We start from the raw sequence: 25,423 nt of genomic DNA, 5'->3' as shown, positions 1-25,423 counted from the left end.
TTACCACTTCTTCGGCCAGTACTGATTGATCATCTTGGTGGGGATACCGGTTTCTTCAGGAGTGAAGCAATCGGCGAGGATTTCCCATCCGAGATCCAAAGCCTTTTCAAGAGGGATGTTCACAGAAAGGTCCATCATTTCCTTTTCGAAGCGTACGCCGTACTTCAACAGCTTCTGGTCCCAGTTGCTCATGTTGAAGCCCATGGATTGCTTTTCCAAGGTTTCCTTGTAGCTTGCGTACAGCTGAATCATGGTGTTCATGATGGTACGGTGGTCGCTACGGGTCTTGCCGTTCACCTGCTGCTTCAAGCGGCTCAAAGAACCGAACGGTTCGATACGGCCCTTGCGCAAGTAGAACTGACCTTCGGTAATGTAACCCGTGTTGTCCGGAACCGGGTGCGTCACGTCGTCGCCCGGCATGGTGGTCACAGCCAAAATCGTGATAGAACCAGCATCGCTAAAGTCCACAGCCTTTTCGTAGCGGCTTGCAAGCTGAGAGTAAAGGTCGCCAGGATAACCACGGTTAGACGGAATCTGTTCCATCGTAATAGCAATTTCCTTCATGGCGTCGGCAAAGTTCGTCATGTCCGTGAGGAGCACGAGCACGTTCTTGCCTTCGGTTGCAAACTTTTCAGCAACAGCCAAAGATGCATCCGGAACGAGCAAGCATTCCACAATCGGGTCAGATGCGGTATGCATGAACATCACCGTACGGGAAAGAGCACCGTTCTTTTCGAGGTAATCCTTGAGATAGAGGTAGTCATCGTGCTTGAGGCCCATGCCGCCGAGGATAATCACGTCGACTTCAGCCTGCAAGGCGATACGTGCCAAAAGTTCGTTGTAGGGTTCACCTGCAATCGAGAAAATCGGGAGCTTCTGCGAAACGACGAGCGTGTTGAACACGTCAATCATCGGGATACCCGTACGCACCATCGTCTTCGGGATGATACGCTTAGCAGGGTTCACAGAGGGACCGCCAATCGTGATGCGTTCGCCATCGACTTCCGGGCCGTTGTCACGCGGCTTGCCGGCACCGTTAAACACGCGGCCAAGCAAAGCATCGCTGTACGGGACCTTCATCGGTTCACCGAGGAATCGCACTTCGGAGTCCGTAGAAATACCACGAGCACCTGCAAAGACCTGCAAGTCCACGAGGTCACCGTCAATGCGGATCACACGGGCAAGAGAAGTACCGAAAGAGCTCGTTACCTGAGCCAGTTCCTGGTTTGCAACGCCTTCGGCTCTCAAAGTAATCACAGAACCGGCAATGCGTTCAATACGATGGTAAGCAACATTATGCATTAGCAGAAACCTCCTTTACGGAAGCAAAAATACTGGATTCGAGATCCTTGAATTCCTGAGAGTCAAACGCCACGCGGTTCCAGTCCTTGGTAGCCTGCGTGAGCTTGAGGAAGAACGTACGGGCGACATCCTTTTCGGTAAACGTCATCGGCGTCATGAGGATGGTGTAAATCTTGTCGAACACGTACTTCTGTCGTTCTGCAGAGCAAGCGGCGTCGATTTCGTTATAGGCGTCCTGCTGCAGATAAACGGCATCAAGATATTCAGATTTCAGATAAACAATGAAGTCTTCGATCGAAGTACCTTCTTCGCCCACAACCTTCATCATGTTGTTCACGTCCACGCCATTAGCGAGGATAGAACGGGCCTGAGCGACCTTCTTGGAATCGATAATGCCTTCGTACTTGGACCAGGAATCCAACGGGTGGATTGCCGGGAAACGGCGCTGGTCAGAACGTTCACGGGAAAGGCCAAGGAATGCACCCACCACCTTGAGGGTTGCCTGGGTCACCGGTTCTTCGAAGTTACCACCAGCCGGAGACACGGAACCGCAAATCGTCACGGAACCGGTAGAACCGTCCTTGAGGCGGACAACGCCACCGCGTTCGTAGAAAGATGCGATCACAGATTCGAGGTAAGCCGGGAATGCTTCTTCGCCCGGAATTTCTTCCAAACGTCCACTCATTTCACGGAGAGCCTGAGCCCAACGGGAAGTGGAGTCAGCGAGGAGGAGCACGTTGAGGCCCATCTGACGGTAGTATTCAGCGAGCGTCACGCCGGTATAAACGGAAGCTTCACGAGCAGCCACCGGCATCGAAGACGTGTTACAAATGATAAGCGTACGTTCCATCAAGGACTTGCCCGTACGCGGGTCAATCAATTCCGGGAATTCGCGAAGGGTTTCCACCACTTCACCAGCACGTTCACCGCAAGCAGCCAAAATCACGATGTCCACATCGGCATAACGGCTCATGAGCTGCTGGAGCACGGTCTTACCGGCACCGAAGGGGCCCGGCGTACAGAACGTACCACCCTGCATCACAGGGAAGAACGTATCGATAATGCGCTGCTGCATGGTAAGCGGCTTGGACGGGCGGAGGCGTTCTTCAAATGCCTTGATCGGCATCTTGACCGGCCAGGTCTGCACCATCGTCACGTCAACAGATTCGCCCTTGTCGTTCTTGAGCTTTGCGACAACATCTTCGACAACGCGGTCACCGGCAGTCGTAATGTAATCCACAGTCCACTTGCCGAGGAGCTTGAACGGCACCATGATGCGGTGCGAGAAAACACCTTCCGGAACCGTACCGAGCGTATCACCAGCGACAACAACATCGCCAGCCTTAGCGACCGGAGTAAAAGCCCACTTCTTGTCACGCGGGAGAGCCTTCAAGTACTTACCGCGCTGGAGGAAGAAGCCGCATTCATCAGCGAGTTTCGGCAGCGGGTTCTGAAGACCATCAAAAACTTGAGTAAGGAGACCCGGACCAAGTTCAACAGAAAGAAGTTCACCCGTAAATTCGACTTCGTCGCCAGCCTTGAGGCCAGTCGTATCTTCGAACACCTGGAGTTCAGCGTAATCACCACGGATACGAATCACTTCGCTCTTAAGGGGGATGATTTCTGTCTTACCTGCTTCGTTCTTCGAAATGAGCTTTGCATAAGCCACTTCGTTCTGGGAAACGGCGCTTTCAAACTTGACACGAATCAGGTTTCCGTTCACGCCGGTTATTTTTCCGATACTAGCCATTGAAAATGGACCTCCACTCATTCCTGCCTGTATGCAGGATCGTTTTCATTAATAATATTGATGACGGCCTTGTCGCCTGCGATATCGTTCAAACGAGCCCAACGCTCGCAGATTCTAAGCTTAATCGCATAGGCGTAGACGTGCTTGATGGTCCCCTCGCCTACACCGGCAAGGCTATCCACAAGCCAAAAACGGGCGCGGTCGATATCCTGTTCCTTTTCAAGCGGATTTGACTTCATGAACGCGTCCTGGATCATCTTCGCAAAGGTGACGTCATAACCAGAGAATGAACGTTCCGCAAAACGCACTTCAGGGCCCCACGCCTGGGCGCGGAGCCTACCTGAAACATTTCTCATCTGGGTTTCGCGGGACTGGTATTCCCTAACAAATTCATCATCGCTCTCCTCGCCCGCTAAAAGGGCGTCGAGCGCTTCGAGTTCTGGGGCATCCAGCACACCTTCGCAACGGCCACGGAACTCGGCCATGCTAAGGGGCGGAACGTCGCCCAGTTCTAGCATCGGAAGCGATGCCATCAAATATGCTGGACTGCTCATTGGACCGCCTTATTTGCCCTGGGCGGCCTTGTTTACAATCTTTGCAAGTTGCGGTCTGAGCAAGGCAGAAAGAGATTCCGCCATTGCCTGTTCTGTAAATTCGTGGCTGACCTTGCCGCCATCGAGCTTCACGCGGAAGCCAAACTTGACGCCCTTGTCGCTTTCGACCTTGACGCCAGCCTTGAGCTGCTTTGCAAACTCGCCCATCACAAAGCTCGTGAGAGCCTTGGCATCGGCTTCGGAGAAGTTAATTTCGATGTCGGAGGTGTAGCTCTTTGCAACCGTGAGGAGCATGTTCTTCACGGTCGATTCATCGAGAGACTTGTCAATCTGGAGGCTGAGAAGATCAAGAATCATCTTTTCGAGGTTCTTGCCCACCGAGAGGAGCAAATCGCGAGCGGACTGTTCCAACGTGCGTTCGCTGCGTTCTGTAAATGCTTGTGCTTCCTTATCGGCGTTTTCGAGTTTTGCTTTGGCTTCGTCTTCGGCAGCCCTGACAATTTCGGCCGCCTTGTCCTTTGCCTTAGAAATAATATCTGCTGCTGCGAGTTCTGCCTTTTCGACAGCATCCTTCTGGATGCGTTCCATAAGGGCTTGCAAATCTTCTGCCATTTAAATCTCCAAATTGAACCAAAACACCCCTTTCAAGGGCATTTTTATTAAACACAGAAAAGAATATACTAGGAAAATTTGGAAAAAGACAAGAAAATCGACAAAAAATTGCGAAAATATTGTTTACTTGCACAATTGGAGGATAAAAAGACCAAAAGGAGCGACAAAAGGTGGAAAACCTCGACAGAAAATGGAAAGCGCTTTACAGATTTGGAAAGAAATGATGAATCTATTCAAAAAGACTTTTTCAAAAACAAGCAATTAACAACTAGGAAGTTTTTCTATATTTCACCGCGAAAAATTATCTTCAAGGATACAACCATGAAACGTACACATAACTGCGGCCAGCTTCGCAAGGAAGATGTTGGCCAGATCGTAACACTCGCCGGTTGGGTGGATCGCCGCCGCGACCATGGTGGTGTGATTTTCGTTGACCTCCGCGACAAGTATGGCAAGACCCAGATCGTTTTCAATCCGGATTACAATGCCGATGTTTTGAAGACTGCCGAACAGCTCCGTAACGAATACGTTATTTACGTGACTGGTAAGGTTTATGCCCGCGAAGAAGGCAACACGAACGAAAAGCTCGCCACGGGTGAAATCGAAGTCAAGGCTGACAAGCTCGAAATTTTGAACGCCGCTCTCACTTCTCCGCTCGCCATTAACGACCCGAACGAAGAATGCAAGGAAAACGACGACCTCCGCTTGCAGTACCGCTATTTGGACCTCCGCCGTCCGTGGATCCAGAAGAAGCTCCTCCTCAAGAGCCGCTTCCTCAAGGCCGTGTACGATTTCTTCTACGCTAACGGTTTTGAAAACATTGAAACTCCGTGCCTTTGCAAGTCCACTCCGGAAGGCGCACGTGACTACCTCGTGCCGTCCCGCGTGAACCCGGGCAAGTTCTACGCCCTCCCGCAGTCTCCGCAGCAGTACAAGCAGCTCTTGATGATTGCTGGCATGGACCGCTACTTCCAGATCGCCAAGTGCTTCCGCGACGAAGACCTCCGCGCCGACCGTCAGCCGGAATTCACGCAGATCGACGTTGAAATGTCCTTCGTCAACCAGGACGAAGTGATGGAAATGTTCGACAAGTTCGTGACTGAAGTTTTGGGCAAGGTTTGGAACTTCGAACCGCCGCGCCACATCCGCCGTATGAAGTGGGCTGAAGCTATGCTCAAGTACGGTTCCGACAAGCCGGACCTCCGCTTCGACCTCGAAATCCACGATGTGTCTGAAATCGGTGCAAAGTCCAACTTTGGCGTGTTCAAGAACTGCGTTGCCGCTGGTGGCAAGATCCGCGGTATCGCAGCTAAGGGTTGCGTTGACTTTACTCGTAAGCAGATCGACGAACTCACCGCCTACGTGGGCAAGTACGGTTCCAAGGGCCTCGTGTGGATGCGCGTCAAGGAAAATGACGAAGTTGAAACTCAGGTCGGCAAGTTCTTCACGACCGAACAACTTAACGAACTCCGCGATGCTGTTGGCGCTAAGTGCGGCGACATGATGTTCTTCATCGCCGGTCCGGAAAAGATTGCTGCTACGGCTATGGGTCAGCTCCGCTTGGAAGTCGCCCGTATCAAGGGTCTCCGCGATCCGAAGAAGCGTGAATTTGTGTGGATTACCGAATTCCCGATGTTCGAATACAGCGACACGGAAGGCCGCTACATGGCTATGCACCATCCGTTCACGAACCCGCTTCCGGAACATTTGGACATGATGCTCAGTGGCAACCTCAAGGATTGCAACGCCGAAGCTTATGACCTTGTTCTTAACGGTGTGGAAATCGGCGGTGGTTCTATCCGTATTCACAACCCGGAAGTTCAGGAAAAGGTGTTCCGCTTGCTCGGCCTCTCCGAAGAACAGGTGAAGACCAAGTTCGGCTTCTTCGTCGATGCTTTCAAGTACGGTGCTCCTCCGCACGGTGGTTTGGCCTTCGGTCTCGACCGCGTTGTTGCTACTATGGAAGGTGAAGAATCTATCCGTGACTACATCGCATTCCCGAAGAACACGAGTGCCTCTAGCCCGATGGACCAGTGCCCGAGCGAAGTGGACCTCCAGCAGCTGCAGGACATCCACATCTCCGTGCAGATGCCCAAGGGTAACGAGAAAAAGTAAAAGGTTGTCATGCCCGATTTAATCGGGCATCTCCCTTTCACTAAAGCTTTTGAAAATGGCGGGTTTCGACCCGCCATTTTTGTATGAATGGAGATTCCCGCTCGGTGGCGGGAATGACACGTTCGCGAGAATCGCGGCACTCAAGATTCAGAAAAGAACCGTCGGTATTGCTACCGGCGGTTCTTTGATTGTTGGATGGAGGAGGAGTCTTTTTTTATAAGTTCTTTTTCTGCTGTTTATGTTCATCGACATTGCCGCAGGGTTTCAGATGGCGATAAACGGCAGGATGCCCCGAGATGCTGTCAATGGAAAGAAAATGTGAGGATTCGGATACGGCTACACCGAATGAATCCGTTTGCCCTGTAAATAGGCTATTGATGTATCCCATGTCGTTCTCCTATATTTTCAAGTTCTTGAGGTATTGCGAAAGTTCCATGTTCGCGGAGTAATCCACCGGGCACTCGATGATGCTCGGCACGTCCTGGCGGAAGGCTTCGCGCAAGGTGCTCGGCAAGTCTTCGGTGCGCTCAATGCGGTAGCCCTTCAGGTGCAAGGATTCGGCGTACTTGACGTAATCCGGGTTCGTGAATTCGACCGCATAGCTGTCGCCGTAACGTTCTTCTTGTTTCCACTTGATGAGACCATAGCCGCCATCGGTAAAGATCAACGTCACGAACGGGATGTGTTCGCGGTAAGCCGTTTCGAGTTCCTGGCTGTTCATCATGAAGCCGCCGTCACCTGTGACCGCCAAGACCTTTTTCTTGGGGTTCAGAAGCTTTGCCGCAATCGCACCAGGTACCGCAATACCCATGGTTGCAAAGCCGTTAGAAATAATGCAGGTGTTCGGATGGTCGCAATTGTACTGGCGAGCAATCCACATCTTGTGCGCACCCACGTCCGAAATCAGAATGTCATCTTCATCTAGAACGAGACGGATGTCATGAAGCACCTTCTGCGGTGTCGGCGGGAAGCTCGTGTCGTGATCGTAACGCGAATGCTCAGCCACCATCATCGCACGGATTTGCATCGCCCATTCCGGTTCCCAGGAGTTCGGACAAACGCTACAAAGCGCATCGAGAGATGCGGAGATGTCACCAATGATTTCTTCGTCGGGCTGATAGAATTTGTTCACATGGTTCGGCGTTTCGTCGATGTGAATAATCATCTTGTCACCATTCGGGTTCCACTTGGCAGGCGCATATTCCACGACGTCATAGCCAACAGCAATCACGAGGTCTGCCTGTTCCATGACGATGTTCGGATAATCCCTTTGCGGTAGTCCGATGCAGCCCATAAAATACTTTTCGCAAGTCGGGATTACACCCTTTGCCATCATGGTGCAAACGACCGGAATCTTGGACGAGGACACAAATGCACGCAAAGCCTCGGAAGCGTGGTTACGCACAGCGGAATGGCCTACAAGAACCACCGGGCGCTTAGCATTTGCAAAGACCCCGCCCGCCGCGAGAATCGCATCGGTGCTTGCATACACCGTGTTTTCGCGATGGTGCTTCAGCGGAGTTTGAGCGACCTCGCCTTCGACTTCCATAGCGGCAATGTTGCACGGCAAGTCGATGTGGCATGCACCGGGCTTTTCCATTTCGGCATACTTGAACGCAATACGGACAATTTCATTCACCGTATCCGGGCGAACGACCTGCTTACTGCGCTTGGTAATCGGCGTAAACATGTTCACCAAGTCCAAATATTGATGGCTCGTCAAATGCATACGCTCTGTACCCACCTGACCCGTAATCGCAATCAGCGGAGCGCCATCGGAGTTTGCATCGGCAACGCCCGTAACAAGGTTTGTAGCGCCAGGGCCAAGGGTCGAAAGGCAGACGCCCGCCTTCCCCGTCAAACGCCCATAGACATCAGCCATGAAGGCCGCGCCCTGTTCGTGACGTACCGTAATGAACTTGATGGACGACTTTTTAATCGCTTCCATCAGTTCGAGAGTTTCTTCACCAGGGATTCCAAAAATGTACTTGACGCCTTCACTTTCTAAGGACTTGATCAAAACTTCAGCAGTGTTCATAATTTTAAATGTCTCCGCGAAAGGTTTGCAAAAACCGTGCCAAAAAGTGATTTCGCCGTAAAAAAGCCAAATTTTGAAAGAAACAGGGCTCTGGAGAGCATTTTTTAAGGCATTTTGGGAGTTTTGCCGATTCCAAAGCTACAGGTTGTACAAATAATGGAACGTACTTTTACACAACAATTTCCGTAATAGTTACAAGAAACGTAATGAATATATTATAAAAACACGCGATTTTAAGCCATATTGGCCTTGGCACATTTTTTGCGATTAAACGAGCATGGAATGTGTAGAGACAGAAGATACTTTTATCAAATCCATTTCGGCATTGTCGAAAGTGGAATTCGAGCACCGCTGCAGGCGTTTGCATAACGTTCTTGACGAGAACGATCTTTCGTCGAGCATGGGAGGCAACCACAAGGGTACAGACCCCATCCCTCTCGTGATTACGGCTGAAGAATGGAAAACGCTGGAAGCGGGTGTTGCGCAAAGGGCAAAGCTTTTCAATGCATTGGCAAAGGACATTTATGGCGAACAAAGTCTTTGGAAAAAAGGGAAATTGCCCGCTGCGCTGTTGTTCGCGAACCCAGATTTTTTGCAGGTTGTATGGAAAGTGCACCCGGTTGGCAATGTCTTTGTGAACTTAACATCGACCGATGTAGCAAGGCTCAAAGACGGAACGTTTGTGGCGGTGTCGGACCATTTGCAAGTACCCGACGGCTTGGGGCGTGCGCTGGAGAACCGCATTGGCGTAAGCCGTGCATTCCCGGAACTTTTCCGCAGCATGCAAACGGAACGATTGGCAGGATTTTTCAAGAAGCTGATGGATGGCCTAGACGCCATGCACAAGAACATAGGAGGTGAAGGTGAAACCAGCAAGGTGGTACTTTTGGCATCGAGTCCGGACAATCCGCGGCGAGCAGAAGACGCAGTAATTGCCCGTTACCTCGGGATCCCGCTTGTCGAAAACGATGACCTCGCGATTCGCAACATGCAGGTGTACATGAAGACGCTTATGGGGCTCAAGAAGATTGGGACCATATTTCGCCGAGTGGAAGACGGCATGTGCGACCCGCTGGAACTGCGAATTGACAGTGGCGAAGGAGCTGTTGGCTTAATCAGTTCCGTCCGCGCCGGGAATGTGGCTATTGCAAACTTTCTCGGGACTGGCGTTTTGGAGACGCCCGTGTTCAAACCGTTTTTGCCAGAAATTTGCCACGAACTTTTAGGCGAAGAGCTGCTGTTGCGCGATGTGGAAACACTTTGGCTCGGGAATGCTGCCGATGCGGAACGCGTTTTGGCAGAACCTGAAAAATGGATTTTCAAAAAGGCATTCCGCGACGAAGGAAGTTTCAAGGAGGCAGAACCCAAGACTTATGCAACCATGACGACGACGGCACAGCTCGCCTTGTTGCAAACGGTCGAGAATGCGCCCGAGCAATGGGTGGCAGAAAGATCCATGGAGGTTTCAACCGTTTACGCTTACCGAGGAGAGTTCACTCCTGCAGTCTCGCTAATGCGATTCTTTGCAGTCAATACAACGAACGAAACTTCGGTGATGCCGGGCGGCCTCGGGATTTTGGACAATGGACTTGGAGAAAAAGACATTTGGGTGCTTTCGGAAAATCCTGTGGCGAACTTTTCTTTGCTCGCTCCAGCAAGTCAGGCAATTACGCCGTCGAGAGCTGGAGGCGACCTGCCTAGCCGTGCGGCCGAGAACTTGTTCCGGCTGGGGCGAGCATTGTCGGCTTCGAACATGATGGCGCGTATCGCAAGAGGTATCGCGGTAAGGCTTTCGGATGAATCCTGGATGGACATGCCGGAGTTGCCGTGGATACTGAAGGCAGGGCTTACAGACGAATCGCAGTCGAGGCTCGCGCAAGATCCTGAAAACGCACTCCGTTACTTCATTTTGCGCAAGGACAACAAGAACGGCATGCAATGCGTGCTGACGGAAATTCGAGAACTCGGCATGCAGTTGCGAGACCGCATTTCGGAGGATTTATGGCTTTACTTGAACGGATTTGGCATTGCAGAAGTGCCGGCAGGCACAGGTGCGGCAGCGCTGTTGCCCTACCTAAAGGAGGTTCTGTCGGACAGCGCTGCAGTGGCCGGGCTAGCGGCAGATTCCATGACGCGAGGCCACGAATGGCGCTTTTTGGAACTCGGTCGTGAAATCGAGTGCGCCATCCGCACCTTGCAACTTGTCAAAAGTCTGCTGTACACCGCCCCCACCGACGAAATGACAAACTTGCGCTTGTTACAAGCAGTTCTTGAAATCGGCGACGGACTCATGACATACCACCGCCGCTATGGAGGCCGTTTGCAAGTTGTCCCCGTCATCGACTTGCTTTTGTCGGACGAATCCAACCCGCGAAGCGTCGCCTACCAGGTGGCAAAATTGCGGAAAGCCGCAAAGCACTTGCCCGGCAACGACCAGAGCGAAGCGACATTTTCGCCGCTCGACCGTGAACTGATGCGCGTACTCGCAGAACTCCGCCTCGCAAACATCGAACAGCTTGCAGAAACTGTAGATAACAAAAGGGAGAACCTCATAAAACTTGTAGAAACACAGATAAATTCTATTGAACGGATTGCTGAAATCGTAAACAGGCTCTACTTAAGCCATGCGCCACGCGCAGGAGTTTTCCACGCGACAACCACAGACGTATCGGAGGTTTAAGATGCCCATTTATCAAGTTGACCACGAGACCGTCTACGACTACCGCCTCCCCGTTCTTTACAGCAACCACCTTGCCCACATGCTCCCGCGAACAGTCAGTCGACAAAACTGGCTCAGCCACAGCATCGAAGTGGAACCGAACCCAACAATTCGACAGGAACGCATCGACATTTTCGGGAATAGGGTGTTGGCATTCAGCATCGAGCAGGAGCACACGCACTTTAGATTCAAGACGACTGGCATTGTAGATGTTCAGGGAGAAGAACCGCCTAAACAAGGTGAAACGATGAAATGGGAAGAGGTCACAAAGCTTTTGGAACGCCCGACAAGCGACGAGACGCTAGACGCCGCGATGTACGCCTACGCCTCCCCTTTCGCCAAGTTTGACGAATCGGTCCGCAATTACGCGCTCGAAAGCTTTGAGCAGGGCCGCCCCATTTTTGATGCCGCCTACGAGCTCATGACGCGAATCTACACGGATTGCAAATACACGCCAGGAGCCACGAGAATTGGGGCACAGCCGCAAGAAATCTTGCGCGGGCGAAAAGGAGTCTGCCAGGACTTTGCGCACTTGATGATAGGCTGCTTGCGTTCACTGCATTTGCCCTGCCGTTACGTGAGCGGGTACCTTCGCACCCATTCTTGCGAAGGCCAGCCGAAACTTGTCGGAGCCGATGCGACGCACGCTTGGGTGAGCACTTTCGTTCCTGACCACGGTTGGGTGGAATTGGACCCGACGAATAACGTGCTCGGTGGTGACGAGCACATTGTACTTGCCTGGGGGCGCGATTTTGGCGACGTGAGCCCGCTGAAGGGCGTCATTACCGGCGGTGGCGACCACACCTTGAAAGTGTCGGTGAACGTGGATGTGAAGGAATGATGGAGTTATAAGTTCTGAGTTTTGAGTTACTAGGGCGACTTCGTCGCAGTTTGAAGTTTTAAGTTACTAGAAATGTTCATATTACAATCTCTAGTAACTCTTAACTACTAACTAGTAACTAGCCCGAAGGGCGAAGTAACTAACACTTAAAAGCATAAGGAAACAAAACATGCGATTTGGAAATTACGACACCGAAGGCTTTTACGATGAGCTTTGCTTACCCGACGGGACGCCCCGCCCGGCAGCAGAGCCGTTGTTTACGAAAATCAACGAGCTTCCCGAAGGAGAACTGCAACGCCGCCAGATCATTGCGGAATCTGCGTTTTACGATAACGGAATTACATTCGCGGTTTACGGCAACAAGGACGGCAAGGACAAAATCATCCCCTTTGACGTCATCCCGCGTATTGTAAGCGCTGCCGACTGGAAGCACCTCGAAGCAGGCCTCAAACAGCGTACAGAAGCGCTAAACTGCTTTTTGACGGACATCTACAACGATCGTAAGATTTTGCGTGATAAGGTTGTTCCCGAAAGCCTCATCAACACCTGCACCGCTTACCGTCCGCAGATGGAAGGCTTTGTGCCGCCCAAAGGAATCTGGGCTCACATTACCGGCACAGACCTTGTACGCGATACCGACGGCACGTTCTACGTGCTTGAAGACAACATGCGTTGCCCGAGTGGCGTCTCGTACGTGTTGCAGAACCGCCAGATTCTCAAGAGAACCTTCCCGCAGGTATTCTCCAACTGTTCCATTCGCCCCGTAGACGAATACTGCACCCGCCTGCGCCACGCATTGGAATACTTGGCTGATTCAACAGCATCACCCAAGGTGGTGGTGCTGACTCCCGGCATCTACAATTCGGCGTATTACGAACATTCTTTTTTGGCACAGCAGATGGGCGTGGACCTTGTGACTGGCGACGACCTCGTGGTGCAAGACAAGAAGGTTTATGCACGCACGACACGCGGCCTCAAGCAGGTTCACGTGATTTACCGCCGTGTCGATGATGAATTCTTGGATCCGAAGGTTTTCCGCCCGGATTCTTGCCTCGGCGTGCCCGGACTGATTGAAGCTTACAAGGCTGGTAACGTAGCGCTTGCGAATGCGCCCGGTTGCGGTGTTGCCGACGACAAGGCGATTTACACCTATGTGCCGCAGATTATCAAGTACTATCTCGGCGAAGAGGCGATCATCCCGAATGTGCCGACATTCGTTTGCGAAAACCCAAAGCACATGCAGCATGTGTTAGACCACATCGAAAACATGGTCGTCAAGGCCGCCAGCGAATCCGGTGGCTACGGCATGCTCGTCGGTCCAAAATCGACAAAGGAGGAATGTGAGGCGTTCAAGAGCAAGATTATCGCGAACCCGCGTAACTACATTGCGCAGCCCATGATTTCGCTCAGCCGCGTGCCTTGCATTGTCGATGGCGGTTTCGAAGGTCGCCATGTGGATTTGCGCCCCTACATTGTGCAAGGGCGAGAGACTTACATTCTCCCCGGTGGCCTCACTCGCGTAGCACTCCGCAAGGGTTCTATCGTGGTGAATAGCTCGCAGGGCGGCGGATGCAAGGACACTTGGGTCATTGCCGAAAACGAAAAGGCTCCGGAACTCGGACAAGCCAAACTTTGGATGGAACAACAACAGCAACAACAATAGGAATTTAGAAGTAGGAAGTGTAATATGTTAAGCAGAGTCGCAAATTCCATTTATTGGCTCGCCCGCTATATCGAACGCGCCGAAAACGTCGCGCGAAGCATCGATGTGAACCTCCAGCTGCAACTGGACTTGCCCGGCGAAGAACGCCCTTGGGAACCGGTGATTCAGATTGCTGGCAACGCCGATGACTTTTTCAAAAAATACGCGCACGTTTCCATTGAAAACGCGCTCATGTTCTTGACGTTCGATAAGGAAAATCCGAACAGCATCATTTCGTGCGTCGGGGCCGCCCGTGAAAATGCTCGCTGCGTCCGCGAAAGGATTTCTTCGGAACTGTGGATTGCCATCAACCAGTTTTACTTGAAACTGAACGACCCCGAAATGCCGAAGGAAGCGTTGGCAGGTCCACACGCCTTTTACAACAGCGTCAAGGAATTCAGCCAGCTCACGGCAGGCATCATTCAAGGCACGATGAACCACGATGTCGCCTGGAACTTCACGCATCTCGGCACATTGCTCGAACGCGCCGACCAGACTTCGCGTATTCTGGACGTCAAGTATTACATCTTGCTTCCGGATGTGAGCATGGTGGGCATGGCGCTTGATACCGTGCAGTGGAACGCCGTTCTCAAGAGCGTCGGTGCGTACGAGATGTTCCACCGCCGCAATTCGAATGTGACGCCGCACAACGTCGCGGAATTTCTTTTGCTCTCCGAAGACTTTCCGCGTTCCTTGCGCTACTGCTTGGAAAAAGCGGAGCAGTGTCTCAAGAACATCGCCTACCCAGTCAAAAGCAAGGCGGAATCCATCCGCCTCTTGGGCAAGCTGCGTTCCGACATCGCGTTCACCACCATCGAAGAAATCATCGACCAGGGGCTTCACGAACAAATTGAAAAAGTCCAGATTCGACTAAACGAACTCGGCAATCAAATCTGGAAAGATTTTTTCTGCTAAAAAAAAATGACAGAAAAATAACAGCACAAAATCAGTCACAAACTCCTTTTTTTTGTGCCATTTTACCCCATTTCCCTAAAAAACTTCTCAACGTTTACAACAGTAAATAAAAAAAAATGATAAAAACGGTCTACTGAATAGAAAACCGCTATATATTCCAATATAGAAACGTGTGGGTTTAGTTTTTTCAAGGGATGAGATATAATGAAAAAACGATTGGTTTGGCCACTTGCTTTTGCGAGCATGTATTTTTACGGATGCGCAGATGAAAACGCAACCGCATTTGATAGTGTTGCACCAGAAATCAGTGAAGAATCATCTTCGTCAATAGACCAAGACGATCCAGACCATATTAACATTCCGCCATCAACGGGAAAATCATCTTCATCTACCAAGCTCGAAGGCGTTTCAAGTTCACAAAAGAACTCTCAGGAAACTCCAACTTCTGCTACATCAAGTTCTGACTCTAGCGCGGACGTTCCTGAAAGTTCATCCTCGCCTGCCCAGAATTCTAGTTCTGCAGTCGCACAGTCAAGTAGCTCTTCCCCGGCTCAACTACCGACTCCTTTATCCTCTAGCTCAAATGCCATAGCAATTTCCAGCTCCGCTGCAATTGCGGCTTCGTCGTCTAGCGGACTTCAAGAATACGATGACAATCACAAGCCCAAGGTAACGTTCCTCCCCAAGGCTGGCTTCTACAAAAGTTTAACCATTGAACCGCTTACACCGCAAAAGGGTGGCGAAATCCGTTGCACATTTGACGGATCCTTCCCGACGGTGACTTCCGAACAAATTACTGTAGCCACTCCGATTACCGAAAACTCGGTTGTACGTTGTTCTGAATTTGTAAACGGAGTCGCAGCAGATACGACAACGCAAACATACTTTATTAACGAAAGTGTCTCGATGCCGGTCGTTGCCCTCACAGTCAATCATCACGACATGTTTGACTCTACCGACGGTCTCTATGCCACAGGCAACCTCACAAATGGAGGTATTGGTGGCGGAATCGGCGGCATGTGGGGTGTCGGCAACGCAAACGTTACCGACAACAACAACCCGAAATGCGCAGAACCCTGCAAGGCAGCAAACTTCTGGAGAGACGATGAACTCCCCGTCCATGTGGAATATTTTGAAAAAGGAAGTTCCACTACAGAAAAGACTTGGGAAATTGATGCAGGCATTTCGATTATCGGTAATTACAGCCGCTACAAGCCCAAGAAGAGTGTCGCCATCAAGATGGACAACGATACTTACGGCGACAAGACCATCAAATATTCTTTGTTTAAAACTCGCCCTGATGCCAAGAAATTCAAGAGTTTCAATTTGCGCAACAACGGTAACCGTTTTTGGACGGACTATGTTGGCGATGCCATGATGACAGCCCTCATGGAAGGCACCGATGTGGATTATCAGCGCAGCCGCCAGGTTGTCGTATTCTACAATGGCGAATACTTCGGCATTCACGATATGCGCGAACGCTTGAACAGACACTTTGTCGAGACAAACTACGGCATCGATTCCAAGTCGATCAACATGATCAAGATTACCGGTTCTGGCTACGAAGCTAGCGGAACAAACGGAGCCTCGACAGAAGACTACAAGCAGCTCACAAATACTATTTCTAGCGCAAACTTTGCTGGCGAAAACAACGCACAGTATGAACAGATTAAGAGCAAACTCAACGTCAACAGTTTTGCCCAATACATGTTCGCCGAAATGTACTACCACAACGGCGACTGGCCAAACAACAACGTGCGCGCCTGGGGTGGCAACGGATATCCGTTCAAGTTTGTCGCATTCGACACCGACCACGGTTTTGGCTTTACACCGGGCATCAGCGGTTTTGACGAAGAAAATCAAAACATGTTCGACTGGGTTCTTGGTGCAAAACAGACAAGCAAACAAGGCGGAAATGGCGGCATGTGGGGCGGCTTCGGCGGAGGCTTTGGTGGCGGTTTTGGCACATCAGTCGATAGCAGGGCTCCGGGCGGAATGCTCAAGAAGCTCCTCGAAAATCCAGATTTCAAGCGCCTCTTCATCAACAACGCTTGCATTCTCCTGAACAGCTACTTGACATACGAAAAGGTACAGAGCACAGTGCAGTCCATGATGGCAACGATTCCGTCTTCGGAACAGCAACGTGACGAACAGCGCTGGCCGCGTAATCAGGCAAACTTCAAGTGGGACCCGACAGGCAACACGCTTATCGCCTACGCTAAGAATCGCGGAGAAAAAATCAAGCAAGAAATGGTCGAACGCTTTGACCTTGAAAGTGAAGTAACGGTCAAAATCGGAGTAAGTGGCAACGGCTCCGTGCTTGTAGACGGCATGAAACTCCCGAGCAACAATTATCAATGCAAATTCTTCACAAATAATGAACTGCAATTGACAGCAGTAGCAGGTGCCGGAGCGGTATTCACGGGATGGTCTGACGGATCAACTGAAAATCCGCACAAGGTTACACCAAGCGAAGGTTTGAACATTTCGGCTCAGTTCAGATAAACACTCTTTATTCTAGTCTCCTTTCCCCGCGGATAACGCGGGGATTTTTGTATATTGGAATTATGTCCAGAGCCGCTAAAAGACGCAGAAAACTCATGATAATGGAGAACCAAATGATGGAGAATCAACCTCTCCCATCCTCCAATGTCAAGCAGACGATTTCTACAAAAAAGCTTTCGCCACGAAAGAAAAAGCTAATTATTTTATCTATATTAGATGTATGCTTCATTGCTTCATTTTTTCTTCTAAGAGCAAGGACTCACTCGTTTAATCTCGGCTGTATCATCGATGATGCTTTTCTGAACAAACTTGCGGAACGTGAACTATACAGAACATTGCTTAAAATTTCATTAGCCTTCTCTTTAAGCTTTGCAATTGGCATTATTTTCCACTTCTTTAAAGTATGGCCATCAAGCAAAAACAACGAAGGACCATCTTCAAAAAAATTTATTACTGAATTCATTCTTCTGCTAATACTCGCCATTGGTGTTTCAATTTCAGAAGTTATCGAACTTCCAGCAAGGTTTACAAAAAAGCCAATACTCAAAAAAGAATTCCTTATTGACAAAGATACCTGGACAACGAAATCAGGGATGCATTACGACCTTATATTCAGTAGCAAATCGAGCATAACGGTCAGCAAACACACTTATTTAGCAATGGATATCGGAACTGAATTTTACACTGTTTATCAAGGGCCGTTTCTTGTTGATTTTTTCCCGATGGATAAATATTTTTTGAGATACGAATAACAACGCAAAACAAACACACCTGATACAGTCATGTCATTTGGTTAAGCAAAAACCAATATTTAAAAGACATTGAATAACTATATTAGGGATATATCCCCCAAACAACAAAAATCTACGTAGCTGTTAGCTGCGTAGATTTTTTTCATTAGTGCATTAACTATCGTTGAACACGAAGCATATGACCATTGGAGCGTACTAAATAAGCGCCATGAGGCATAGCATTCAAGCGGATTTCCCGGCCATAGCCACTCTTGACAACAACGCCATTCACGTCAAACAAAGCCCAAAAACCGTCAGTCGAGAGTCGAACTATTTGGGCAACACGGTCAAACGTGATGTTTGGTCTGGTGTATGCCGCATGTGACACGCGAGATTCGTCGTGTATTGCGACTGAGCTCGTATCCACTTCGCCAAATTTGATGTTCCCGACGAGAGTTTCGCCACCGAGACCTTCCGCCGTAAGGTAAAAGTCCTGTACGCCTTTGAGCTTCGGCAAATTCGAACATTGCACGTCAGCCCACTTGGAATCGCCCGCGGAGGGCAATTCGCATTTAGAAATCACATCGCCTTTTTTGCTTTCGGTGCGGAGCGAGAGAGTACCGCCAGCGCTATTTTTCACCTGAACGCTGACGCCTACACCAACGATGGAGTCGGTAACCACGTTCTCGAAAATCGCGTAGCCGCCGTCCTTAATTGCAAATTCATCCTTGTCCGTAAGACGCACGCGGATGCCGTTGTCAAAGCCATTTGCCGGGATTGTATCGCGAATAATGCGCAAAAAATCGAGGCGGTCAAGTTCAGCGTAATGCTTACCCTTCGTGATTTCAATGAAGTTTGATCCGCGTTTAAGCTTTGTCGGAATGTACACGACTGACTTTTCGGGAAACTCACTCCAAGCGCCCGTCAATGGCAACAGCACTTCTTGCGTCTTGCCATTGATGTCCACAAAATGCGAGCTGCCGTTTGCGCCATCTTCGGTCCAGTTGTTATCGTAACGGTAACGGATAAGGTAATCGCCCGCCTGCGGGATAATCATCGGCAAGCGAATCTTGCTGTCATCGTAATTGATGTAAGCGCAAAATTCTCCGTTCGAAGCCTTGGAGCTGCTCGAAATATCGACATGCGTCAAGATGCCGTGTTCCGCTTCGGCACTCAGGTAACGCCCCATAAACGGTTGACCAAGTTCCGGCCAATTGTCGTCGGTCCACACGATATCGCGCACTTGTATGTAGGAGTTGCCGCCATCATTCTTATCGTAATAGTGATTCACAAAGCGTTGGCGGTTCACGTCCTCAAAAGCTTCACCGCCCGCAGGCCCGTAATAGCGTCCGTAACGGCTCAGAAGAATCGTGCCACCGCCATCCAGGAGAGCCTTGCCCGAGCGGTCTACATAACCGCCGTTAATGCGGTTGGAGCGCCCGACCGTTGTTTTGTAAGAATTGTTTTCGAGGTCCGCGCCCTTTTTGCAGCAGTTGTCCCAAGCGGTAAAAAGAAAATACTTGCCATTGTGTTCAATGAGGCTAGCACCTTCGACGCCTGCGCCACCGCGGTTTGCGATATTCTGCATTTTCGCGCCGTCTTTCACCTTGCCCGTTTTTTCGTCCAGTTCGAGAATATGGATGCCCGTGCCCCAAGAGCCAAAAGCCATCCAGACCTTGCCATCGTTGTCCTTCAGCACCGCCGCGTCAATCGCGTTGTACGAATCACTCTTGACCGTGTGAATCACCTCGCCCTGGTCCGTCCAGCCGTAGCCTGGCTTTGTCGGGTCGATTTCCTTACTCGACATGAAGCCCATGCCCGACGAGCGGATGCCCATTTCGGAACCGCAATAGTACATGCGGTATTCCCCGCCGATATAATGAATATCCGGCGCCCAGATGTCAATCATGTTCGGAGCGTATTTATAAAGCCACTTCGAAAATTCAGGCATGGCGGGGTCGCCATTTTTCCAGTTCAGCGCGTCTTCGGAAAACTGCATGAGCATGTGGTTGTCCGTCGTCGCGAGCGCATAGCCGTCCTCGTAGCGGATAATGTCTGGATCATGGCCCGCCCAACGGGTTTCCTTGGCGTACCAATCGGCAGCAAAAGCAGTCTCAATCGAGAGGCCTGCGAGAACAAATGCAACGGTGCAAATTCTAGAACAACGAATCATACGACTCCTTTAACCACACACCAGCATACACTATTTAATTTAAATTCCGAAAGGATTTTTCGGTACAATTTATTTGCAAAAAAAACGCCATCCCAGAAAATCTAGGATAGCGCGATAAGCTTATTTCACCTTGACAATGAATCTGCCTTTGGGAAGGTTATTAAATTCAATGTCAGTACCATTAGTTTTTTGGTGGGAGACAATTTGTCCCATCGGATTCAAGAGGTAAGCCTGATGAGCGCCGGCATTATCAAAGTGTACGCGGTAGCCGTTAGGAATTTTGGCAATCGAATAGTTCAATGACGGACGGACAATCGGGAGTGCCGTTGTATGGCCATTCGACGAACTCGAGGCAATTTCGCTGGAGCTAGATTCCGCAACAGCACTGCTAGAACTTGATTCCGGCAAGGGGGCACTCTTGAAGAGAATGTTTCCGACAATTGCTTCGCCAGAGACGCCCGAAGCGGTCAAATAAAAGTCCTTGATGCCCGTTTTGCTTTTGAGCGTTCCGCAGTTTGCCTCAGACCAGCCATTTGCGGCTGCCTTAGCCATTGAAAGGTCACATTCGGCAAGGACGATTCCGTTCTTTGCACCATCACGAATGGCGAGCTTGCCTGCGGTTGCATTTTTCACTTGGATAGAAACTTCGTCACTCTTGATGGAATCCGTCACGACATTTTCGAAGATCGCATAGCCGCCGTCCTTGATAGCAAATTCATCCTTGTCCGTAAGGCGCACGCGGATGCCGTTGTCAAAGCCGTTCGCCGGAATCGTGTCGCGAATCACGCGCAAGAAGTCGATGCGGTCCAGTTCCGAGAAGAATCCGTTCGGCTGCGGTTCAATTTCGATAAAGTTGCCGCCGCGCTTGAGCGTTGCCGGAATCATCACAATAGACTTTTCCGGGAATGTGCCCCAAGAACCTGTCGGCGGAAGCGTTACGGTTTGCGACTTGCCATTGACGGTGACTTTGTGCGTAGCATCGCCTTCACCACCGTTAGCATAGCGGTATCGCAACAAGTACTCGCCCGCTTGCATGATGTTCATCGGCAAACGAATCTTAGAGCCCGCCGTGTTGATGTAAGCAAGATATTCGCCGTTCGAAGCGGTATTGCTGCGGGTAATCGCAAGGTCGCCCGAAACCGCACGTGTCAAAGCGCCATGTTCGACTTCGGCGCTCAAATAACGTCCGAGGAAGGGCTGTCCCATTTCAGCCCAGTTATCGTCCGTGAAGACAACATCGCGGATGTGAATGTGATTGTACTTATCGCCATTCAAATCGTAATAGTGATGCACAAAACGCACGCGGTTCAAGTCTTGGAAAGCTTCGCCGCCGCCCGGGCCGACGTATCGACCATAGCGTTCCATAAGGATTGTGCCACCGCCATTCGCCATATCGTAGCCTGCACGATCTTTGTACGGACCGGTTACTTTATCAGCACGACCATAAGCAGTTTTGTAAGTCGTCTTTTCAATATCGTTGCCCTGCTGGCAGCAGATATCCCAAGCCGTAAACAAGAAGTATTTGCCCCCGTGTTCAATGAGGCTCGGGCCTTCTTCGGCACCGCCACTCGCCTTGCTTGTTCGACGCGCAATGTTATAGACAGTCTTGTCATCGTTTGCCTGCAAACCGGTCTTTGCGTCCAACTTAATCAACTGGATTCCAAGTCCGAACGAGCCGAAAGCCATCCAGTAATTGCCCTGCATATCGCGAACAACGTCTGCGTCAATGGCATTGTACTTGTCCGATGCCACCGTATGGAAAACGTGACCATGGTCCGTCCAGCCGTAGCCTGACGTGCCCGGCATAATGGACTTTGTGGACTGATAGCCAATCGCAGACGTGCGCTTGCCGAAAACGGAGACGCAGTAATACACACGATATTCGCCGTTCATGTAATAAATGTCAGGCGCCCAGATACCTTCAGTTGTCGGCGCATACGTGTAAGCCCACTGCGGGATTTTACTCACCGTTGACTTGTGGTTTTGCCACGTGTAGGCATCTTCGGAAGTCCACAGTTGCAAATTATTGTTCGTACTCATGAGGGCGTAACCGTCCTCGAAGCGCACCATGCTCGGGTCATGACCCGGCTGCAAGTTGTCCTTGGCGTACCAATCGGCAGCCGACACAGCGGAGACGCCAAAGGCGCCAATTGTCGCGAGAGTCGCAAGTTTCGCGCCGCTCACAAGATTTGCAAAATTCAAAACCTTCATTTCCATACTCCTTAAAATCAATCTAATAAAACTTTACTGGATCCTTCCGCCTTCGGCGTCAGGATGACGGAGAAGCAAGCAATCATCTTACCAAAACCTTTGCTGTAGTACGGGCTGCGCGAACAAAGTACATCCCCGAGCAAACGGAACGCACTTGGATTTCACGACCATAACCACGACGCACAACAACACCATTTACATCTAGCAAAGCCCAAGACGCATCAGCGCCCAAACGAATCACGCGAGCGCTAGCATCGTAGCGAACTTGTTGCAAAGACGGCGCATTCAACGCATCCATAGAACCGCGCAAGCCATGCGCAATCCCCGTTGTCCCACCAATGCCGGAATCTGTCGGCGGTTCAACTTTCGGCAATTCCGCTTTTGCAAATTGCACTTTTTGATTATCCGTTCCTGTGCGCACCCACGTGATGACCGGCATCCCGACTTCCTTTGAAATGTTCAGCACATCGCCAAGGTAATCGCCATCGTAATCCGCGAACAAGAAGTACCCCTTCTTTGCCGATGCATTTTCAATGCGGATTTCACAAGATGTTTCAGAAGTTTTCACCGTATCCAACAACGTCTTGGGCGGGCAATAGTATCGGCCCGTTGCAAAATTTTTAAGCGTGTAATAACGCGCCGAATCGCCATTCGCAAGCACCCAAAGTTGAGCCTCGTTCTTTTCGTCCGCAGCTTGTTGCACCACGACACCATCGTAATCTTCGAGAGCCAAATTGCTATGCGAAACCGTCAAGCGGTAACCACCCTCTTCGATAAGCGCATTGTTGACTGGATCCACGCCATCCGTATGCTTGATTTTCTGGATTAAGCCATCGCGGTCGTAATAGAGATAGTCGATATTCACGGAACGGCGATACGTCCAGCCGCCCGGAGAATTCGCACCGTGATACATGAAATACCAGTGCCCGAGATACTTGAAAATCGCCTGATGGTTCGTCTCGGAATTTTCCATTTTGTCGTTGATGACGCCTTTTTGCGTCCATAGTCCGTTCAGGCTCGGCGCCATGGAATAATTCGTCGTCGAGGGGTAACCCGAAGCATAACTGAAGTAATAATTGCCACGGAAATAATGCATCCACGGAGCTTCAAAAAAATCCTTGATTTTGATATCTTCGGGTGTACTCGCAAGCTCAATCATATTTTCCTTGAGCTTTACACGGCGGCCAGCACTCCACGAGCCCCAATACATCCAGATATCGTCGCCATCGTAAAAAATCGCAGGGTCGATGTTCAATTTCACGCCATTCGGCGTATTGTCGGTGATAAGCGCCTGCCCGATGGCGTCTTTCCACGGTCCAGACGGATGATCCGCGACGGCAACGCCAATAGCAAAACCTTCGCTTCCATTTTCCTTGATGGTCCCGTGATGGACGGCCACGTACCAGTAAAACTTGCCATTTCGGTATTCGCAGTGGCCCGCAAAAGCGCTCGCATTCGCCCATTTGAACGTCTTGACGCTCAAAACCGCCCCGTAATCGTGATAATGTTCCATATCGTCGGTCACGAGCACGTGCCAGTCGTTCATGATGAAAGCTTTATTGTTATTGCCCTGCGGCCCCTGCTCGTCATGCCCCGCAAAAATAAAGAGCGAGTCGTTATGCACGAGGGCTGCGGCATCCGCAGAATAAAAGTCCGTCGTCAACGGATTTGCGGCCAAAGCCGATTGCGCACCAAAAGCGCCAAATAGGCAAAAGAGGCCAAAAAAGGCCCATTCCAACGTCGTAAAAAATCCAGAACCCCTAGTCCTCATAAACATCTCCGTATCCACACCAACAACCTTCTTAAATATATATCAAAAATTATAAAAAGTCCACATATTTATTTATGACATCAAGTATTATTTAGAAGACAATCCACAAACAGTCCATACTTTCACGAATTAAAAGTCTACAGTTTAAATTAAGCGCGGACAAAATGGTCATGCCAGACAAAGCTAGTCCTGAACATAGCCGAAAGAATCAGGCACAACCTTCTCGTTTATGATAAAAAGGAGATTCCCAATCATCCCCGTCAAGCGAGGACAGGCGCGAGGACAGGATCGGGAATGACACTCCTTGTCTAACGACCATCGACCAACGACCAAGAAATATTGTCGAATAACTGACCAGCAATAGACAAAACGTATCATTAAGATTGCATATGATTCAACCGACAAAAAATTTCATTTATTTGAAAAATTTTCATAGGAAACAGGCGAAAAAGTACATATATTTTATGTTGGGCATATTTGATTAGGAGAGTGGATTATGAAAAAATTTTTGTTGGCCGCACTTTGCGCCGCGTCAGCGATTTATGCTGGCCCATTCGAAACCTGGAACGGAGCTGACGGAAATCCACAAGTTCAAACCGGACTTGGGAACGAAACAGAAACAAACGGTTACTGGTACACCTACGAAGACTATGCTTCTTTTTCATGCGTAACAGACGCTATAGATCCACCCTTTATCACTTGCACGGATGCAACGCTTGACATATGTAAAGGATTTTGCGGAACTGCACGCCTCCACCAAGGAACTTCGGCTACAAAAGCTTTTATAGGCGTCGGCTTCAACATTGTTGGCGAAACGTCTACTACCAACAATACTCCAGCCGCAGGCGACGCATCCTCCTGGGGCGGACTTTGTGTTACTTACACTTCAGATGTTGATTTACAACTTGAACTCGGCCTTGGGGACATCGTTGATTCAACCATTTCCTACGCCAATCCAGCAGTAACACTCCCTGCAGCAAAATCCGCAGACATTCTATCGCCCAACGGAACTAACGGCAACAAAGTAGTCGTCAGTTGGTCTGACTTTAAACAACCTTCCTGGTATGACGGAGCCGTAAAAATTGATGGCGAAACCGCAGTCAAGCAACTCGTCGCCATTCACTTCAAGCTTCAAGCAGACCCCGGTAACTACGACTTCAATATCTGCGCGGTCGGTCCGAAAGACGGAACCTGCCCAGAGAAATGCGGAACGTCTAGCACTAGGATTCAAATTGCCCGCGGAACATCCGCAGTCAAAGCTATTTTGAACGGCCGCACGCTCGGATTCACGGGGATCAAGGCCTCCGCAACCGTCGAAGTGATGAACACTCTTGGGCAAGTCGTGATGAAGAACGCCATTAACAACGCTTCGGATAACGCGGCAACACTTAACCTCGCATCGCTCGACGCCGGAATTTATATGGTGCGTGTGAGCGGGAAAAACGTAAATTTTGCAAAGAAGATTGTGCTAAGATAATTTGGAG

General features: G+C 50.2%; 17 protein-coding genes. 8 read left to right on the top strand and 9 right to left on the bottom strand.

The window, feature by feature from the left end; genetic code table 11:
* Genes CRN95_RS08855 through CRN95_RS08840 form a run of 4 tightly spaced genes read right to left on the bottom strand, consistent with a single transcriptional unit; the run spans position 1 to position 4,218 of the window.
* Entirely contained in the window at positions 1–1,302 is a 1,302-nt protein-coding gene (locus tag CRN95_RS08855; RefSeq protein ID WP_073424070.1) for a V-type ATP synthase subunit B, read from the bottom strand.
* A complete protein-coding gene (locus CRN95_RS08850; RefSeq protein WP_088631266.1) occupies positions 1,295–3,052 on the bottom strand; it encodes a V-type ATP synthase subunit A in 1,758 nt (585 codons plus the stop codon). Before CRN95_RS08850 ends, CRN95_RS08855 begins: the two co-directional genes overlap by 8 nt.
* 17 nt (positions 3,053–3,069) lie before the next feature.
* Positions 3,070–3,606: a hypothetical protein gene (locus tag CRN95_RS08845; RefSeq protein ID WP_014544948.1), complete on the bottom strand. Its 537-nt coding sequence runs from the start codon at positions 3,604–3,606 to the stop codon at positions 3,070–3,072.
* 9 nt (positions 3,607–3,615) lie between these two features.
* Positions 3,616–4,218 (bottom strand): ATPase, encoded by a 603-nt coding sequence (locus CRN95_RS08840; protein WP_014544947.1) that lies wholly within the window; start codon positions 4,216–4,218, stop codon positions 3,616–3,618.
* Positions 4,219–4,539: 321 nt separating this feature from the next.
* Between CRN95_RS08840 and aspS the strand changes: the two genes are divergently transcribed.
* Positions 4,540–6,333: an aspartate--tRNA ligase gene (gene aspS / locus CRN95_RS08835; RefSeq protein ID WP_097020769.1), complete on the top strand. Its 1,794-nt coding sequence runs from the start codon at positions 4,540–4,542 to the stop codon at positions 6,331–6,333.
* 214 nt (positions 6,334–6,547) lie between these two features.
* Here the strand turns inward: aspS and CRN95_RS14830 are convergent, their stop codons facing one another.
* Entirely contained in the window at positions 6,548–6,721 is a 174-nt protein-coding gene (locus CRN95_RS14830; RefSeq protein ID WP_015732430.1) for a hypothetical protein, read from the bottom strand.
* 9 nt (positions 6,722–6,730) lie between these two features.
* Complete coding sequence (locus CRN95_RS08830; protein WP_097020646.1) at positions 6,731–8,371, bottom strand: acetolactate synthase large subunit; 1,641 nt, start codon at positions 8,369–8,371, stop codon at positions 6,731–6,733.
* Between the two features lie 277 nt (positions 8,372–8,648).
* On the opposite strand from CRN95_RS08830, the gene CRN95_RS08825 reads away from it, so the two are divergent.
* The 6 genes from CRN95_RS08825 to CRN95_RS08800 all read left to right on the top strand — a co-directional run bounded on the left by CRN95_RS08825 (position 8,649) and on the right by CRN95_RS08800 (position 17,805).
* Positions 8,649–11,051: a circularly permuted type 2 ATP-grasp protein gene (locus tag CRN95_RS08825; RefSeq protein WP_097020645.1), complete on the top strand. Its 2,403-nt coding sequence runs from the start codon at positions 8,649–8,651 to the stop codon at positions 11,049–11,051.
* Between the two features lies 1 nt (position 11,052).
* Positions 11,053–11,931 (top strand): transglutaminase family protein, encoded by an 879-nt coding sequence (locus CRN95_RS08820; protein WP_097020644.1) that lies wholly within the window; start codon positions 11,053–11,055, stop codon positions 11,929–11,931.
* Positions 11,932–12,100: 169 nt separating this feature from the next.
* On the top strand, positions 12,101–13,594 hold the full coding sequence (locus tag CRN95_RS08815; RefSeq protein WP_088631280.1) for a circularly permuted type 2 ATP-grasp protein: 1,494 nt from the start codon (positions 12,101–12,103) through the stop codon (positions 13,592–13,594).
* A gap of 24 nt (positions 13,595–13,618) precedes the next feature.
* Entirely contained in the window at positions 13,619–14,548 is a 930-nt protein-coding gene (locus CRN95_RS08810; RefSeq protein WP_014544941.1) for an alpha-E domain-containing protein, read from the top strand.
* Between the two features lie 204 nt (positions 14,549–14,752).
* Entirely contained in the window at positions 14,753–17,053 is a 2,301-nt protein-coding gene (locus CRN95_RS08805; protein WP_088631281.1) for a CotH kinase family protein, read from the top strand.
* 62 nt (positions 17,054–17,115) lie between these two features.
* A complete protein-coding gene (locus CRN95_RS08800; protein WP_088631282.1) occupies positions 17,116–17,805 on the top strand; it encodes a hypothetical protein in 690 nt (229 codons plus the stop codon).
* Positions 17,806–17,962: 157 nt separating this feature from the next.
* Here the strand turns inward: CRN95_RS08800 and CRN95_RS08795 are convergent, their stop codons facing one another.
* The 3 genes from CRN95_RS08795 to CRN95_RS08785 all read right to left on the bottom strand — a co-directional run bounded on the left by CRN95_RS08795 (position 17,963) and on the right by CRN95_RS08785 (position 23,939).
* Positions 17,963–19,957 (bottom strand): family 43 glycosylhydrolase, encoded by a 1,995-nt coding sequence (locus tag CRN95_RS08795; RefSeq protein ID WP_088631283.1) that lies wholly within the window; start codon positions 19,955–19,957, stop codon positions 17,963–17,965.
* 120 nt (positions 19,958–20,077) lie between these two features.
* Positions 20,078–22,168, bottom strand: coding sequence for a family 43 glycosylhydrolase (locus tag CRN95_RS08790; RefSeq protein ID WP_088631287.1), 2,091 nt, complete (start codon positions 22,166–22,168; stop codon positions 20,078–20,080).
* Between the two features lie 82 nt (positions 22,169–22,250).
* Complete coding sequence (locus CRN95_RS08785) at positions 22,251–23,939, bottom strand: family 43 glycosylhydrolase (RefSeq protein ID WP_088631284.1); 1,689 nt, start codon at positions 23,937–23,939, stop codon at positions 22,251–22,253.
* Positions 23,940–24,435: 496 nt separating this feature from the next.
* Between CRN95_RS08785 and CRN95_RS08780 the strand changes: the two genes are divergently transcribed.
* Positions 24,436–25,416: a T9SS type A sorting domain-containing protein gene (locus CRN95_RS08780; RefSeq protein WP_097020643.1), complete on the top strand. Its 981-nt coding sequence runs from the start codon at positions 24,436–24,438 to the stop codon at positions 25,414–25,416.
* Positions 25,417–25,423 lie beyond the last annotated feature (7 nt).

It is taken from the genome of Fibrobacter sp. UWB16, from assembly GCF_900215325.1.
Lineage (GTDB): Bacteria > Fibrobacterota > Fibrobacteria > Fibrobacterales > Fibrobacteraceae > Fibrobacter.
This window is presented reverse-complemented; position numbering and strand designations above follow the sequence as displayed.

What these genes read in the sequence shown, in the direction of transcription:
- CRN95_RS08855 (WP_073424070.1), bottom strand. Translation starts at nt 1,302, where the DNA reads ATGCATAATGTTGCTTACCATCGTATTGAACGCATTGCCGGTTCTGTG.
- CRN95_RS08850 (WP_088631266.1), bottom strand. Translation starts at nt 3,052, where the DNA reads ATGGCTAGTATCGGAAAAATAACCGGCGTGAACGGAAACCTGATTCGT.
- CRN95_RS08845 (WP_014544948.1), bottom strand. Translation starts at nt 3,606, where the DNA reads ATGAGCAGTCCAGCATATTTGATGGCATCGCTTCCGATGCTAGAACTG.
- CRN95_RS08840 (WP_014544947.1), bottom strand. Translation starts at nt 4,218, where the DNA reads ATGGCAGAAGATTTGCAAGCCCTTATGGAACGCATCCAGAAGGATGCT.
- aspS (WP_097020769.1), top strand. Translation starts at nt 4,540, where the DNA reads ATGAAACGTACACATAACTGCGGCCAGCTTCGCAAGGAAGATGTTGGC.
- CRN95_RS14830 (WP_015732430.1), bottom strand. Translation starts at nt 6,721, where the DNA reads ATGGGATACATCAATAGCCTATTTACAGGGCAAACGGATTCATTCGGT.
- CRN95_RS08830 (WP_097020646.1), bottom strand. Translation starts at nt 8,371, where the DNA reads ATGAACACTGCTGAAGTTTTGATCAAGTCCTTAGAAAGTGAAGGCGTC.
- CRN95_RS08825 (WP_097020645.1), top strand. Translation starts at nt 8,649, where the DNA reads ATGGAATGTGTAGAGACAGAAGATACTTTTATCAAATCCATTTCGGCA.
- CRN95_RS08820 (WP_097020644.1), top strand. Translation starts at nt 11,053, where the DNA reads ATGCCCATTTATCAAGTTGACCACGAGACCGTCTACGACTACCGCCTC.
- CRN95_RS08815 (WP_088631280.1), top strand. Translation starts at nt 12,101, where the DNA reads ATGCGATTTGGAAATTACGACACCGAAGGCTTTTACGATGAGCTTTGC.
- CRN95_RS08810 (WP_014544941.1), top strand. Translation starts at nt 13,619, where the DNA reads ATGTTAAGCAGAGTCGCAAATTCCATTTATTGGCTCGCCCGCTATATC.
- CRN95_RS08805 (WP_088631281.1), top strand. Translation starts at nt 14,753, where the DNA reads ATGAAAAAACGATTGGTTTGGCCACTTGCTTTTGCGAGCATGTATTTT.
- CRN95_RS08800 (WP_088631282.1), top strand. Translation starts at nt 17,116, where the DNA reads ATGTCCAGAGCCGCTAAAAGACGCAGAAAACTCATGATAATGGAGAAC.
- CRN95_RS08795 (WP_088631283.1), bottom strand. Translation starts at nt 19,957, where the DNA reads ATGATTCGTTGTTCTAGAATTTGCACCGTTGCATTTGTTCTCGCAGGC.
- CRN95_RS08790 (WP_088631287.1), bottom strand. Translation starts at nt 22,168, where the DNA reads ATGAAGGTTTTGAATTTTGCAAATCTTGTGAGCGGCGCGAAACTTGCG.
- CRN95_RS08785 (WP_088631284.1), bottom strand. Translation starts at nt 23,939, where the DNA reads ATGAGGACTAGGGGTTCTGGATTTTTTACGACGTTGGAATGGGCCTTT.
- CRN95_RS08780 (WP_097020643.1), top strand. Translation starts at nt 24,436, where the DNA reads ATGAAAAAATTTTTGTTGGCCGCACTTTGCGCCGCGTCAGCGATTTAT.